This is a genomic window from Rhizobium sp. NZLR1 (genome assembly GCF_017357385.1).
GTDB lineage: Bacteria > Pseudomonadota > Alphaproteobacteria > Rhizobiales > Rhizobiaceae > Rhizobium.
Map to the genome: position 1 here is coordinate 545941 of NZ_CP071633.1, position 14406 is coordinate 560346.

General features: G+C 59.6%; 12 protein-coding genes, 5 pseudogenes and 1 other annotated feature. Of the genes and pseudogenes, 8 read left to right on the plus strand and 9 right to left on the minus strand.

All coding sequences use genetic code 11. The features are described from left to right. Positions 1-251 precede the first annotated feature (251 nt). Positions 252-909: pseudogene (locus tag J3O30_RS33350) on the plus strand (LysR family substrate-binding domain-containing protein); the annotation flags it as partial. Here J3O30_RS33350 and J3O30_RS24960 read toward each other — a convergent pair. From J3O30_RS24960 to J3O30_RS24970, 3 genes are all read right to left on the minus strand, one after another. Then, positions 887-1495, minus strand: coding sequence for a J domain-containing protein (locus J3O30_RS24960; RefSeq protein ID WP_207584479.1), 609 nt, complete (start codon positions 1493-1495; stop codon positions 887-889). The pseudogene J3O30_RS33350 and the gene J3O30_RS24960 sit on opposite strands and share 23 nt — an antisense overlap. Positions 1496-1663: 168 nt before the next feature. Further along, positions 1664-2254 (minus strand): SOS response-associated peptidase, encoded by a 591-nt coding sequence (locus tag J3O30_RS24965; RefSeq protein WP_207584480.1) that lies wholly within the window; start codon positions 2252-2254, stop codon positions 1664-1666. Continuing rightward, positions 2244-2528: a hypothetical protein gene (locus J3O30_RS24970; protein WP_246762817.1), complete on the minus strand. Its 285-nt coding sequence runs from the start codon at positions 2526-2528 to the stop codon at positions 2244-2246. The genes J3O30_RS24965 and J3O30_RS24970 overlap by 11 nt, the downstream gene beginning before the upstream one ends. A gap of 43 nt (positions 2529-2571) precedes the next feature. On the opposite strand from J3O30_RS24970, the gene J3O30_RS24975 reads away from it, so the two are divergent. After that, positions 2572-3066: an SOS response-associated peptidase gene (locus J3O30_RS24975; RefSeq protein WP_207584481.1), complete on the plus strand. Its 495-nt coding sequence runs from the start codon at positions 2572-2574 to the stop codon at positions 3064-3066. Here J3O30_RS24975 and dinB read toward each other — a convergent pair. Beyond that, positions 3063-4151: a DNA polymerase IV gene (dinB, locus tag J3O30_RS24980; RefSeq protein ID WP_207584482.1), complete on the minus strand. Its 1089-nt coding sequence runs from the start codon at positions 4149-4151 to the stop codon at positions 3063-3065. The two genes, J3O30_RS24975 and dinB, sit on opposite strands and share 4 nt — an antisense overlap. A 228-nt stretch (positions 4152-4379) precedes the next feature. On the opposite strand from dinB, the gene J3O30_RS24985 reads away from it, so the two are divergent. Then, positions 4380-4607, plus strand: a complete 228-nt coding sequence (locus J3O30_RS24985; RefSeq protein WP_207584483.1) for a hypothetical protein — start codon at positions 4380-4382, stop codon at positions 4605-4607. A 565-nt stretch (positions 4608-5172) separates the two neighbouring features. Here J3O30_RS24985 and J3O30_RS24990 read toward each other — a convergent pair. Beyond that, positions 5173-5475: pseudogene (locus J3O30_RS24990) on the minus strand (integrase core domain-containing protein); the annotation flags it as partial. Between the two features lie 43 nt (positions 5476-5518). Here J3O30_RS24990 and J3O30_RS24995 point away from each other — a divergent pair. Next, entirely contained in the window at positions 5519-6925 is a 1407-nt protein-coding gene (locus tag J3O30_RS24995) for an IS30 family transposase (protein ID WP_207584484.1), read from the plus strand. Between the two features lie 10 nt (positions 6926-6935). Here J3O30_RS24995 and J3O30_RS25000 read toward each other — a convergent pair. Continuing rightward, positions 6936-7864: pseudogene (locus J3O30_RS25000) on the minus strand (IS3 family transposase); the annotation flags it as partial. Then, positions 7467-7583: a sequence feature (AL1L pseudoknot), on the minus strand. (Overlaps the previous pseudogene by 117 nt.) A gap of 317 nt (positions 7865-8181) precedes the next feature. Between J3O30_RS25000 and J3O30_RS25005 the strand changes: the two are divergent. Further along, the gene (locus J3O30_RS25005) at positions 8182-8814 is read left to right on the plus strand and encodes a class I SAM-dependent methyltransferase (RefSeq protein WP_207584485.1); all 633 of its coding nucleotides are present in this window, start codon (positions 8182-8184) and stop codon (positions 8812-8814) included. A 28-nt stretch (positions 8815-8842) separates the two neighbouring features. On the opposite strand, the pseudogene J3O30_RS33355 reads toward J3O30_RS25005, so the two are convergent. Together J3O30_RS33355 and J3O30_RS25010 are read right to left on the minus strand one after the other, a co-directional pair. Further along, positions 8843-8923: pseudogene (locus J3O30_RS33355) on the minus strand (TetR/AcrR family transcriptional regulator); the annotation flags it as partial. A 134-nt stretch (positions 8924-9057) separates the two neighbouring features. Continuing rightward, positions 9058-9426, minus strand: a complete 369-nt coding sequence (locus J3O30_RS25010) for a helix-turn-helix domain-containing protein (RefSeq protein ID WP_207584486.1) — start codon at positions 9424-9426, stop codon at positions 9058-9060. 117 nt (positions 9427-9543) lie between these two features. On the opposite strand from J3O30_RS25010, the gene J3O30_RS25015 reads away from it, so the two are divergent. Together J3O30_RS25015 and J3O30_RS25020 are read left to right on the plus strand one after the other, a co-directional pair. Then, positions 9544-10293, plus strand: a complete 750-nt coding sequence (locus J3O30_RS25015; protein WP_207584487.1) for a glucose 1-dehydrogenase — start codon at positions 9544-9546, stop codon at positions 10291-10293. Positions 10294-10361: 68 nt separating this feature from the next. Beyond that, entirely contained in the window at positions 10362-11033 is a 672-nt protein-coding gene (locus J3O30_RS25020) for an SDR family NAD(P)-dependent oxidoreductase (protein ID WP_221166905.1), read from the plus strand. A gap of 561 nt (positions 11034-11594) precedes the next feature. Here the strand turns inward: J3O30_RS25020 and J3O30_RS25025 are convergent. Beyond that, positions 11595-12346, minus strand: a pseudogene (locus J3O30_RS25025) (IS6 family transposase). Positions 12347-12809: 463 nt separating this feature from the next. Here J3O30_RS25025 and zwf point away from each other — a divergent pair. Then, positions 12810-14276 carry a glucose-6-phosphate dehydrogenase gene (gene zwf / locus J3O30_RS25030; protein WP_018494277.1) on the plus strand — a complete coding sequence of 489 codons (1467 nt, stop codon included), beginning with the start codon at positions 12810-12812 and terminating at the stop codon, positions 14274-14276. Positions 14277-14406: the final 130 nt, after the last annotated feature.

A 14406-nucleotide genomic window follows, 5' to 3' on the forward strand; every position in this document is an offset into this window, starting at 1 on the left:
ACGTTATAATATCCATGGACCGCGTCCGCGGCCGAGCGGCAGATGGCAATTGCCACAGGATGCTGAGTTACCAGTCGCGGGTCCAGGTCACCGTTTGTGATCCTGTGGTAAGACCCGCGAAGCGGCTCACAGTCCCGGCGCCCGATACCTATCGCGCCAATGGTAGTAACCGGCTGCGCGCCCCGCGGTCCAAAATCGTCCTGCTCAACGCGGCTGACAGTGTTCGCGGTAACTTTTGCTAGATCGCCTGGTCGGTCGCCGGCAAGACGGCGCGAAAGATTGCGATCGGTACCGTCTATCCCGCCACGATCGGCATGCTGCCGTCCTTCCTCTCAGGCATTGCCCGCAAATATCCCGATATCCGCCAGCATATCGAAAGCGGTACCACCGATGACAGCATCCGCCATATCGAGGCAGGCCGCATCAATCTCGGCTTCATCCGGCAGGTGGAGCGGCTCCTTACGCTTCTTTCTCGTTATCTCCAGGCCATTGTCCGCCAAGAGCGAGACCGCCATCGAGGATGGAGAAGATCATCTCCTTCTCCCGCCAAAACCCCTCCTACAGCGAGCGTTATTTTGCGGAAAAATTCAAGGAGCACGATCTGAGCGGCAATGTCGCCTACCCCTGCGGCGACACCTTCTCGCTGTATCGCTTCTCTCCGCCGGGCTTGGCATCGGTTTCGTCCCGGAATGGACGCAGGATCTGCCGAACCGCGGGTTCGAGCTGAAGAGGGTGAGGGGTGTCGGTTCAAGATCGGGGCTCGGTGTCGCCTGGAACAGAAAAGACCCAACCGCCTCGCGTGTCGACCCCATCGATATTGCACGCTCGCTCGTGCGGCCGGGCCGTTTATGGAGGTCGAGCCGCTGCTCGCCAGCGCTCTTTTTGTTCAGCAAAAGCCGTTCAATTTGAGGATCTTATAGGCGTCGATTGCAGCCCGAAGCTCGTCCTCCGAATTCCGATCTCCGCTGTTAGCGTCAGGATGGTGCATCTTTAGCTTCTGCTTGTAGCGGCTTCTGATTTGCTCGGGGCTTGCCTCCGGCAGAAGGCCGAGTGTTTCGAACGCTTTGGCTTCCAGCACTTTCAGCTTGCGCCGTTGAAGATCCGCTCTTGCCCCCTGACGTTCTGCAGCGTTTCTGCGGGCATTCATCGCCTTTGCAGAACCAGATCGGACCGTGAAGGGGAGCGCTGCCTCCGCAGGCTGACGGATCCTGCTTCCCCAGGTCGGACGGGCGCCGCTTGCCGCTTCTCTCTGATAGCGAGCGACGACAGGATCGGACAGATTGCTCGCAAAATTGTAGCCTCTGCCGTAGTCCTTCATATGCTCGGCACAGAAGAGCAGATACAATCCCTCTCCATCCCGTCCGACGGGAGCGCGGTGAATGCCGCCCTTTTGGCACCCGTCCCATTGGCATTTCGGACCATCCGGCTTCCGGTTCGAATCTGTCTTTTTGCGGAGGGGTCGCAAGCCAACGAATATTTTGGAATCTGAATTCATCGCGCCTTATATGACTGCTTCCGTGACGCTAACAAGGCAAGGCGAGTGCAGGACACAGCTTCAGTAGTTCGCCTCTACAGGTCAGGTAGGGCGAGGGTTCGAGCAAACGCACTGCCGGGGGACGGCGAATCTCACTTCCATACGTCACGTGTAATCAGCGATCATCGGTCAACCGACCTGCTCCACCGATAGCGTTCCCGCTAAAAGCGGCCGGATCAATGACTTTGCAGAAACAGTTGGATCGAGCCAGTCGGCCCACGCGTTGCGCTCGAGGATGACAATCTGCCGGTCGTGGTACGGCGCGATGTCCGGCCCCGGCTCCATCGTCAGCATAGTGAAGGCCTGGCCGATCTCCGGCGTTTCGCGCCAGATGCCGGCGATGCAGAAAATCGGCTCGTCCTTCTTGGTAAACAGCCACTTGTCCTTGCGCTTCTTTTTGGCATCCTTTGGATCCGTGAACTCGTAAAAGCCGTCGGCAACGATCAGGCAGCGATTGGAGGTGAACTCCCGTCCCTCCGAACGGAAATTATAGACCGGCCGCTTGTTCGGCCCCGGCCAGCTCCAGCGCCGCTGCACGAGCTCGGCCTCGTCGCGGACACCATCGATCGTCCTGACGATGGGGCCGGCATCGGTTATCTTGATGTCTTCGCGCGCTTCGAGGTTCGGCGCGCCTTCACCGAAACGGATCTTGATCTTGAGGTGGGCGAAATCCTCGACAACCGAGGCGACATCCACCATCAGCCGATAATCATTGCACATTGCTCTTCCCTTCGAATGTGGGTGCCATCACCTCACGACCGAGGCGCTGCAGGTGCAATATGTGCTCGGATTGTATGCGCTCCAGCAGAACGAGGAGGTCTTCAGCTTGTCTTGTCGGCAGGGGGAGACCAGCCAGTCTTTTGATCAGCGCAGTTTGGCGCGCGACGATGGCGGCGCCATCGCGAACATGCCGCATGACCATCTGAAGTTCGGTCTCATTTGGGCGCATCCATTGAGAGTAGCAGCTTTCGGCTATCCGCACACGATTATCCATCGACCTTGTCTAATGTACGCGTTCCTGATATGTTCCAATCACTATGAACGCGACCGTTTTCCAGTCCGACGCCCCACTCGACAAGCGCCGCGTCATCATAAGACGCCATGACGGCGATGTGGAGATGGTGGAACTGCCGTGGGGACTGCGCCCGCGCGACGGCGGCTCCCGCGCCGTCAACGTCGTCCGATCGGAAGGACGGACGTTCCCGACCCACCGCTGCCTGGTGCCGGCCTCGGAGTTTCGCCATAAGAGCTTCAGCTTCTCGCTCACCAATGGCGACTGGTTCTATTTCGCGGGGATCTGGCGGCCGGCAACCGAGGACTGGCCGGAGGCCTACGCCATCCTGACGATTGAAGCGAACCCTGATATCGCGCCGTTCCACGACCGGCAGATGGCGGTGCTGACACGGCACCAACGCATGGCCTGGCTCGACGAACTTGTGCCCGAAGAGGAAATCCTACGGCCGCTAGCGGCGGGGACGTTCCGGCTCAAGCGCCACGCGGGCGCTTCTGCCCAGCCGATGCTGGCTGTCTAAAGCGCCAACCGCAACTGCGGCTGCGTTCCGGAATTCCGCCGCTCCAGCGACGACAGTGAGACGCCGAGCAGGCGAATGCCCTTTCGGGGCGGAAAGATCGGCACCAGCAAAAGGCTGACGATGTCCTCCAACTCGGTGATCGCCGCCAGAGGTGCGGGAACCGTCTTGCTGCGGGTGATCTGGTTGAAGTCGGCATACTTGACCTTGAGCGTCACCGTCTTGGCGCCGATCGCATTGGCCTCGCAATAAGCCCACACCTTTTCGATCAGCGGCTGAAGCCCTTCACGGGCCGGCTCAACGGTATGGAGGTCTTCTGAGAAGGTGTCCTCGGCGCCGACGGATTTGCGCACCCGGTTCGGCTTGACCTGGCGCTCGTCGATGCCGCGGGCAATGCCGTAAAAATATGGCCCCGACGTCCCGAAATGCTCGACCAGGAATTCGAGGGTCTGCTGCTTGAGATCGGCGCCGGTGTCGATCCCGAGCCGGTGCATCTTCTTAGTCGTCGCGGGGCCGACGCCATGGAATTTCTTGACGGGCAGGGCCACGACGAAGGCCGGCCCGTTCTTCGGCGTAATCACAGCCTGGCCATTGGGCTTGTTCAGATCGCTCGCCATCTTGGCGAGGAACTTATTGTAGGAAATCCCGGCCGAGGCATTGAGGCCGGTGACATGCTTGATCTTGGCGCGGACCTCCAGCGCGATCTCGGTGGCAATCTCCATGCCCTTGAGATTCTCGGTAACATCGAGGTAGGCCTCGTCGAGCGAAAGCGGCTCGATCAGAGGCGTGTATTCGGTGAAGATTTCGCGGATCTGCTGCGACACCGCCCTGTAGACATCGAAGCGCGGCGGCACGAAGATCAGATCCGGGCATTTTCTCTTGGCGGTCACCGATGGCATCGCGGAGTGGACACCATAGACACGCGCCTCGTAGCTCGCCGCCGCCACCACGCCGCGAGCGGCCGAGCCGCCGACGGCAATCGGTTTGCCCCGCAATGCCGGGTTATCACGCTGCTCGACCGACGCATAAAACGCGTCCATGTCGACATGGACGATTTTTCGGACGGGAGTCGAACTCATGTCGTTCATGGCGGCTTCAGCGATGGCAATGGGATCGGCATATGACTTGCGCCGAAACAAATCGAGAACATAGCAGGCTTGAGCGCGATATCAACCGTTTCAATGGGCGCCTCGGCCCCTGCCGCCGAAGCCTGTCCATCACGCCGTTCTCCGTCACGGCGTCTTAACCATCCTGCTTTCACAGCGCGCAGGAATCGTGCGATGTTTGCCGCATCTGTCAGGCAGACAGGAGGCGCCGTGGATACCGATGCTCATAACCGCTTTGTCCTGGACTTCATGGCTATGCGCGCCATGAACGTGACCGACAGCGTCCCGGTCGACACTATCGTGGACTATGGGATCGATAAGGGGCTCAGCTTGGGCGAGGTGGAGGCCGCGCTGATTCACGCGAGCGTCCAGGAGCACCTGTCACAAGCTGGGTACGTGCAGATCGGGCCTGCGAATGACAACTCGCCTTCCAGCTGATTTCGGCCCTGCATTCCTTGCGGCAAGCAACTCCCGCGAAACACGAGGCAAGCCTGGGCAGGGTTGACAAGGGCGAGCGCAAGCACTGACCTCAAGACTGCCATTGGCCCGACGCGCCGCTTGGAAATACGGCGGTCATAAGGTGCTGGAGAAAGGTCCGACCAAGAGCTTCTAGCAATCGCTATTTGTGATCAAGGACGTTGGTAGAAAAGAAACGCGATAACGGAATCCGCCTGCAAAGCGGGTTCCAAACCCAACAATGAAGAGTATCGGAGAAATCATCATAGCGGCGCCGTGAGGCGGATTTCAGGAATTCTCAGCGGCCGTCAGGCGGGATGAAGAGATCGGATGGGGTACTCCCGAAGTCACCATTCAAGTAAACGTCAACGGCCAGCGCTTCACAAGGCGGCTTGATATCGCAGATATAGAAGACCAGCGAGGTATCGAACTAAAGACCGGATATCAAACCGCCACCCAAGCCAACTTGTGGGAGGTAGCGCGTGATAAAGCACTTGTGGACACAGGCTGAACCGCGCCGGGTTTGCCGGAGGCTGTTTGGTTTAAGTTATGCGGCCATGGCTGGTTCGTCCAGCATGGCGTAATACTGCTCCTCGGCTTCGGCTGGCGGAATGTTGCCGATGGGCTCCAGAAGTCGTCGATGGTTGAACCAGTCGACCCATTCCAGGGTCGCGAATTCCACCGCTTCGAAGCTGCGCCACGGTCCGCGCCGATGGATGACCTCGGCCTTGTAGAGGCCATTGATCGTTTCGGCGAGGGCGTTGTCGTAAGAGTCGCCGACGCTTCCGACGGAAGGCTCGATGCCTGCCTCGGCCAGTCGCTCCGAATACTTGATCGACACGTATTGGGCAGATTCAACCGGTCGCCGCAACACCGCAAACTTGGAGGTGTTTATGGTGACGGGAAGACGAAAGTCGGAGCACTCAACGCGGCAAAAATTATCGTCGCCAGGTCGGCCACCTGTGTGGCAACGTGAGAACCTCTGCCGGTTCTGGCGAGAGGTGGCGGCGGGCTTGTCTAGCGAAGATGCCGCTGTGGAAGCCGGCGTTTCTGCGCCCGTTGGGAACCGCTGGTTTCGGAGTTCAGGTGGCATGCCTCCCACACATTTGTCGCCCTCAGCGGCACCAATCAAAAGCAGAAGCCTGACCTTCCGAGAGCGAGAGGACATAGCTTTGGAATGCGCTCGGGGTGCTGGCATCCGCGCAATCGCACACAAGCTGGGGCGATCGCCGAGCACAATCTCACGCGAGATCAGGCGCAACTCAGCGACCCGAAGCGGAGACTTCGACTATCGGGCCATTACCGCGCAGTGGCACGCTGATCGTTCAGCGCGACGGCCGAAAGCCGCAAAACTTGCAACCAACCTGGCACTTCGTGACTACGTCCAGGACCGGCTCGCGGGCCTTATTGCCACGCCGGGCGGCGTCGCCTTTGACGGACCTATCGTGGTATGGAAAGGACGACGGGCCGTTCATCGGCAAAGTCGACGTTGGTCCAAAGCCTGGAGCCCGGAACAGATCGCGCGGCGTCTGAGACTGGACTTTCCCGAGGACCCAACCATGCGTATCAGTCATGAAGCCATCTATCAGGCGCTTTACATCCAGGGCCGCGGCGCACTGAAACGAGAACTTTCGGCCTGCTTGCGCTCTGGACGGGCGCTGCGCTTACCCCGCGAACGTGCTCGTAACCGTGGCAAATCCTTCCTTGGTGATGCATTGATGATCAGCGATCGCCCCGCAGAGATTGGCGATAGGGCGGTCCCTGGCCATTGGGAGGGCGATCTCATTCTCGGTCTCAGCAGCTCCGCGATCGGAACGCTCGTAGAGCGCACGACGCGGTTTACAATGCTCCTACACCTGCCACGCATGGAACGTCATGGGATCGACAAATCCATCAAGAACGGTCCTGCTCTTGCTGGGCATGGCGCCGAAGCCGTCCGTGATGCTATCGCCGAAACCATCATGGAGCTACCGGCGCACCTACGCCAATCCCTGACTTGGGACCAGGGTGCCGAGATGGCTCAACACGCACAGCTTCGGATCGACACTGGCCTCGATATCTATTTCTGTGACCCTCAAAGCCCGTGGCAGCGCGGGAGCAACGAAAATACCAACGGCCTGCTGCGACAATACTTTCCAAAGGGCACGGATCTCAGCCAGCATAGCGCCGATGAGATCAACGCTGTAGCGCATGCTCTCAATAGCAGGCCCCGCAAAACGCTGGGCTGGCGCACACCTGCAGAGGCTCTCGACGGGTTGCTCAAATCAGATATGGTCAAGGGTGTTGCGGCGACCGATTGAATCTGCCTTGAACGCCCCTGTCCGAGTGGTGAAGCAGGCCGCCGCCATGAACGGGACGCCGCTCATGAAGGGCCTGTTCCAAAGCATCGAGGACGAACCCTGCATGGGCCGTCCGACTCACCCGCCAGCCGACAATCCGGCGCGCGAAGGCGTCGATGACGAAGGCCACGTAGACGAAGCCTTGCCAGGTGGCGACGTAGGTGAAATCCGAAACCCAGAGCCTGTTCGGCGCAGGAGCCTTGAATTGGCGGTTCACCCGATCAAGGGGGCTCGGAGCCGTCTTGTCCGGGATCGTCGTGCGGATCGGCTTGCCCCGGATAATACCCTGAAGTCCCATCGATCGCATGAGCCGGGCGACGGTGCCGCGGGCTATATCGAAGCCCTCCCGCTTCAATTGCCGCCAGACCTTGCGCACGCCGTAGACGCGGAAGTTTGCCTCGAACACACGGCGTATCTCGATCTTCAATGCAATGTCGCTGCGGGCGCGGACCGACAGCCGGTCCACGTCCAGGCGTTTGGCAACGTTCTCGTAGTAGGTTGATGGGGCAATCGGCAGCAGTCTGCAGATCGGCTCGACCCCGAATACCGAGCGGTGTTCGTCGATGAAGGAGATCATCGCTTCAATGGGCGGTCGAGCTCCGCCATCGCGAAATAAGCGGACGCTTTGCGCAGTATCTCGTTGGCCTGCCGAAGCTCGCGGTTCTCCCGCTCCAGCGCCTTCATCTTCTCGGCGACTTCGCCTGAGAGTCCGGGCCGGGAACCATCGTCCACTTCCGCCTTCTTCACCCATTCATTGAGCGTCTGCGCCGTGCAGCCGATCTTGGCGGCGATCGAGGAAACCGCTGCCCATCGCGAGGAATATTCGACTTGGTGATCCAAAACCATCCGCACTGCTCGGGCGCGGACTTCAGGTGAAAACTTGTTTGTTGTCTTGCTCATATCGGCTCCACTTTCTCAGAAGTTGGAGCCTCCGGCAAACCCGGCGCGGTTCAGCGTGTGGGGACACCGCTGCGGTTTTTTTGAGTGTTCGCATCATCTCGCTGGACCGTCCGCTGATCTCCGACGAAGGGTCGCCCTAATGTCGGGTTACCTCCTCGACGATCCGACCCCAGTAGCGACCGGCTTCCCGGTCGCAAACGGCGAAGTCGAAGGCCTCGTCCGCTCCGCCGCTCTTAGCCTCGACCCGCGGCATCCGGATCAACGCCGTAAGCCCGAGAATGGCCGAGGAGTTCGGACGCTTGAAGAGGCCGCGACCTATGTACGACCAATCCAAACCATCCGAGTTGATCCGGTTTGCACGCATTGATGCGGGTGCCACCGTCATCGACATTTATCCAGGCGGCGGCGACTGGACACGCCTGTTCTCCGACATCGTTGGACCCGAAGGTCGAGTCATCAGCTTCGTGCCGGCCGAAGTCGCGCACTTCAAGAACGATCCAGTCGGCCTCATCCAAACGCTCGCGCAAGAGCCAGGGCGGGAAAACGTCGAAGCCGTGTCAGCGGACCTCGTGGCAATGCCGGAGATCACGCAGCCAGCGGATGTCCTGTGGCTGCACCTGTTTTACCACGATCTCTACACCGCGCTGATGCAAGCCAGGGGCGCGACGGCGGCCGACTTCAATCGAGCTGTCTACGAGCGGCTTAAGCCCGGTGGTTTCTACGTCATCATCGATCACGCCGCTGCCGCCGGAGGCGGCACAAGTGATGCCCAGTCATTGCATCGCATCGACCCTGCCTACGTGCGCGAGGAGGTGGAGGCTGCCGGCTTCGTACTGGATGCGGAAAGCACTCTGCTAGCGAACACGAACGATCCACACGCGATCAAGGTCTTCGATCCCTTGATTAAGGGCGAGACCGATCGCTTCGCATATCGGTTCGTGAAGCCCTGACAGAGGCCGCCGCTAACCTCAAGTCTGCGCTGGTGGCGATACAGCCGGGCGTCCCGACCTGCAGAACCGTTCCAAGCAATGCCGCGAGGCCACGATAGACGTTGGTGTGCTCGACAAGTCGTCCAACTGAACGACGGGGTCGCGGGTTCATGTCCATCCAAGGCGCCGTAGAGGAGCTTTTAAGTCGCCTTTCCTAACAAAATAAGGGCGATCATCTGTTTCGTGCCGCCCTTGCGGCCAAATTCAAATGGCGGGTGCAAGGACACGGCGAGAAGACTTCAGTCTGTGTAGCTCCTCGATGACCGGCTTATTTGCGTCACCCCAGTCGCACAGTGGTGCTAGCGCCCGCGCGAGGCTTTGGCCAAACTCCGTCATCTCATATTCCACCTTCGGCGGCACCTCTTTGAAATCCTTCCGGGTGATCAGACCGTCGTCGGCCAGTTCCTTGAGGTGCTGGATCAACACCTTCTCACTGATGCCGCGCACCAATCGCTTCAGATCGCCGAAGCGACGTGGCTGGCCGTTGAGCTGAAACAGGATCAGCGGCTTCCATTTGCCTCCAATCACGAACAGGGCAACGTCGAGGCCGCAATAAAAGTCACGGTTTTCCATGATTTTTCCATACTTACATTTAGGTGTGTACTACCGCAGGAGAATGCGGATGTCTATCTCCGGGTTTGCAATCGTCGTCGCAGGCTGTCCGGCCGCGACAAACCAAGGAGAACGACAGTGGCAAGGCTTGAAGGAAAGGTCGCCGTCATAACCGGCGCGAATTCTGGTATCGGATTGGCGACCGCAAAGCGGTTCGCGCGCGAAGGTGCCAAGGTGTTCATAACGGGAAGGCGGCAGGAGCAGCTCGACGCCGCAGTCCTGCAGGTCGGCCATGGCGCCGTTGGCGTCCAGGGCGATGTGTCGAACTTGGCAGACCTCGATCGCTTGTTCGATGTCGTTCGCCGCGAGGCTGGCGTCTTCGACGTGCTGTTTGCGAATGCAGGTGGAGGCGAATTCGCGTCGATCGAGAACGCGACCGAGGAGCAGTTCGACAAGACCTTCGCCATCAACGTCAAGGGCACGTTCTTCACGGTCCAGAAGGCCTTGCCTGTGATCAGGGATGGCGGATCAATCATCCTGACGGGATCGACAGGGACGGTCACCGGTATTCCGACCTTCAGCATCTATGGTGCGACCAAGGCCGCCATCCGCAATTTCGCCCGCCACTGGATCCTCGACCTTGCCCCCAGGAAGATCCGGGTCAATGTTCTGGTGCCCGGAGCCACGTCGACTCCCGGCTGGCACGGGATCGCAGAGACGGAAGAGCAGAACCGCCAGATGATCGCGCAGACCGAGGCCAGCACGCCGCTCGGTCGTCTTGCCGATCCTGACGAGACCGCGTCGGCTGCGCTGTTCCTCGCGTCCGACGAGAGCGGATTTGTCACCGGCTCCGAACTGTTCGTCGATGGCGGCTCCGCCCAGATCTGAACTTCGGGCAGGGTTATAGTTTTTGCCGCCGGTGATGGCGGCAAGATGTTGACGGGGTGATATAAACAATGACGACCACAGCAGTTGCGACGGGCGCAAGCCGGGGTGCTGGGCGCGGAATAGCCATAGGGCTGGGCGGCGCGGGAATGACGGTCTATGTAACCGGCCGGAGCACGGACTCTACCAAGTCCGAATACGGGGCCTCGATCAACGAGACCGCGGAGATGGTGACAAAGGCCGGCGGCAAGGGGATAGCGGTTGCGGTGGACCATGCCGACGACGGCGCGGTGGCCACTTTCTTCGAACGCGTGGCGCGCGAGGCCGGCACGCTCGACATTCTTGTCAACAACGCCGCCAAGGTTCTCGACCCCATGCCGGGCGGCTTCTGGGAGAAACCTCTGGAAACTCTCGACCTGATCGCGGTCGGGCTGCTCTCACACTACGTTGCCAGCTACTACGCGGCGCCGCTTCTGCTCAAGAACGGCAGGGGCATAATCGTCAACACGGGCTATTACGGTGCCGTGTCGTATCATCTCAGCCCCGCCTACGGAGCCCAGAAGGCGGGTGCCGACAAGATGGCCGCCGACATGGCGCTGGAACAGCGGGCACACAACGTCGCCGCCATCTCCATCTGGATGGGCGGTCTCGACACCGAGCGCGCACGGGCTTTTATAGCCACCCTTCCAGAGGCGTCAAAACCGAAGAACAAACGCGAAAGCCCGAATTCACCGGACGAGTGATTGCGGCGTTCTACGCCTCTGATCTGCGGATGCAGCTGTCGGGAAGGGCACTGATAGGAGCGGAGCTCGGTACGATGCTCGCCGTTACCGATATCGACGGTTCTCGTCCGTCTCGCAGCGCCACAGGCTTGGCAGCCCGCCAGAACTTCACCCTAGTCTTATGGCTTCTGACATGAGGAAAGAATTTTGAACTCGATCGACTGCCCAATGAAACTACCGGATCACTCCCGTCCAATCTCTTACACACGGCAAAAGTGTTTCTTTCCGCAGGCACATATAAGCTTGGCGCAGAAAGCACTTCACCGGCGCTTGTAATCAGGTGCTGCGCAAGAGCCAATCGAGTGTCCGTATTTTTAATGCGCCAACATAGGTTTGCTCGTGCCACTCGCTGCAAGATGGCAAGGTGCCACTCTTGTTTTCCACTTTCGGAAACCTTCAGGCGTGGTCCTTTCAGATCATGATTTCGCCACCCGTTACCGCGATTACCGCGCCCGTCATGTAACTGCCCGGCGTTGTCACGTTGTTTCTCCACTGCCAAGAATGAGGTGTGTATCTGCGTAATCAGGCACCGGCGGCTGTCGCAGCTTTCCACTGCGCCATAGCGTCGATACGATGGATGTGGGTGGCCAGAGCGGAGCGTTTTTGGTGCGGCGCGACGAAGAGATTTCGGACTGCAGAAAAGATCGCGACGAAGCGTTGCAAACCGCCGACCGATCGAAATCCCTGCATCATCCGTTCTCGCTTTCGCAATGGCAGATGAGAACTCTCCGCCCGATTGTTCAGGCCCTTGTGTGATCGATGTTCGATACTGGGCATGACATTCCGTTTTGCGGCGCCGTAGGAGCGCAGTTTGTCGGTGATGATGCGCTTCGGCGTCAGACCTTGCTTCTTCAGCAGTCTGAGCAGCAGTCGCCTGGCAGCCTTGATATCGCGGCGGGTCTGGACGATTTCGTCGAGAACGTAACCGTCCTGGTTGACGGCACGCCACAGCCAATGCTTTCGACCGCCGATGGAAATCACCACCTCGTCCAGATGCCAGATATCTTTCTGCGACGGTTTCTTTCTGCGCAGTTGCTTTGCGTAGGCCGGGCCAAATTTGCGGCCCCATCGCCGGATCGTTTCATAAGAAACGACGATGCCGCGCTCCAGGAGCATTTCCTCGACCAGCTGCAGGCTCAAAGGGAACCGGAAATACAGCCACACCGCACGGCCGATGATCTGCGGTGGAAAGCGGTGGTTCTTGTAGCTGATCGTCGACGTGCTCATCTAGCCGGCTCTATCTGCCAACCGTTAAGCCAACGACAACGTGACAACGCCGGCGCGTGGGCTGATTGGCACGCTGATGCTCGTAAACAGCAAGGTTCGACGGTTTGGCCGGCTGGCGAAGGCGTCACCTTCGCATGGCACGCTGCCGTGACTGCAGAACTCGATCTTTGACAAACGGAATTCAAAGGCAACTGATATCGAAGCCCCCGAGCGTCAGCTTTGGATTTGCTGTCAATGACCGCCCTGCGCCTCTGAGGAGGGTCATCTTACTGAATGAGGTGTTCAAGACCTTGCTATCAAGAAAGTCGACAAGCGAGCGACCGAAGTAGCTAAGACGGGGCACTTCGGGACGCTACTGCCGCCCCTTGCTCCGCTAGGCAATCCATGCCTCTATTTAACCTTAGAGGGGTGAGCTTCAACGTCATGGCATCACGCACGAAGATAGCCGCTTCGCGGCAGCGCGGAGCTGGGGTCGACCTCCATCCCCAAGGGACAACGGAAGACTTGAGGATGAGTGTTTTGCGCAAGAATTCAACTCGGGTTGGCCCCGGCTATCCACAGGTCGTTGTGCTCGTCGGCGCAACGGGCGATCTCTCACGGCGCAAGCTACTGACCGGGCTGTTCCACCTCACCAATGCGGGCTTCATCCCAGGGTGCCGCATTATCGGCGTCTCGCTCGACGACATCGACGCCGATGCCTTCCGCACCATTGCCCGTGACTCGCTGGACAAGTTCTTGACTCGCAAGTTCTCGCAGTCCGAATGGGAAGCGTTTGCCGCATCACTCGACTACGTCCCGCTCGCTGCCGGCGCCAATGCTCTCAAGGAAGCGGTCGATAGGGCCGAGGAAGCACTGGGCGCCGAGACGCGGCGCGTGCATTATTTATCCGTGCCACCAAGTGCTGCCCTTCTGGCCGTGCAACTCCTCGCCCAAGCTGAGCTGACTGAACGCTCCCGTATCATTATGGAAAAGCCCTTCGGCACGGATCTTGCCAGTGCCGTTGCACTAAACAAGAAGCTGCACGAGGTGTTCGACGAGAAGCAGATCTTCCGCATCGACCATTTCCTCGGCAAGGAGCCGGCGCAAAACATCCTGGCCTTCCGATTTGCCAATGGCCTGTTCGAACCAATCTGGAACCGCAACTTCATCGACCATGTGCAGATCGACGTCCCGGAGACGCTCGGCCTTTCGACTCGCGCCGCCTTTTACGAGACCACCGGCGCCTATCGTGACATGGTGGTGACCCACCTCTTCCAGATCCTCGCCTTCATGGCGATGGAGCCGCCCACCGCCCTTGAGCCTGCGCCAATCTCGGAAGAAAAGAACAAGGTGTTCCGCTCCATGTTGCCGATTGAGCCGCGCGACGTGGTGCGCGGTCAATACATTGGCTACCGCAATGAGCCTGGCGTCGATCCCGAAAGCGACACTGACACCTTCATCGCCCTAAAATGCGCCATCGACAACTGGCGCTGGGCCGGCGTTCCCTTCTACCTGCGTACAGGCAAGCGCATGGCCGAGGGGCAGCGCATTATTTCGATCGCATTCCGCGAGCCCCCGAAATCGATGTTCCCTGCGGGATCTGGCGTGGGGGCACAGGGCCCTGACCACCTCACCTTCGACCTCGCTGATGCCTCCAAGGTCTCGCTTTCCTTCTATGGCAAGCGCCCTGGCCCGGGCTTCCGGCTCGACAAGCTCTCGCTGCAATTCGCCATGAGCGAAACCGGCCTGATTGGCGAAGTTCTGGAGGCCTACGAGCGTCTGATCCTCGACGCCATGCGCGGTGACCACACGCTGTTCACTACGGCCGAGGGTATTGAGCGGCTCTGGGAGGTTTCCCAACCTCTCCTCGATAACCCGCCGCCCGTACGCCTCTACGACCAGGGCGGCTGGGGGCCGAAGTCGATCCACCAACTCATTGCCCCGCACGCCTGGCGCCTGCCGTTCGAGCGCGCCTGGAGGGATGCGGCAAAAGGGTGATTGACGGTCAATAGTTGGATCGATGCCGGCGACCGGAATGGCGCCGACCAATTTTGCGAAAAATCCCAATAAAAAAGGGTCTTCTCAATTTGTGTGGCGGTTCACCGGCTGTTAGCGGCGATGCCGGTAC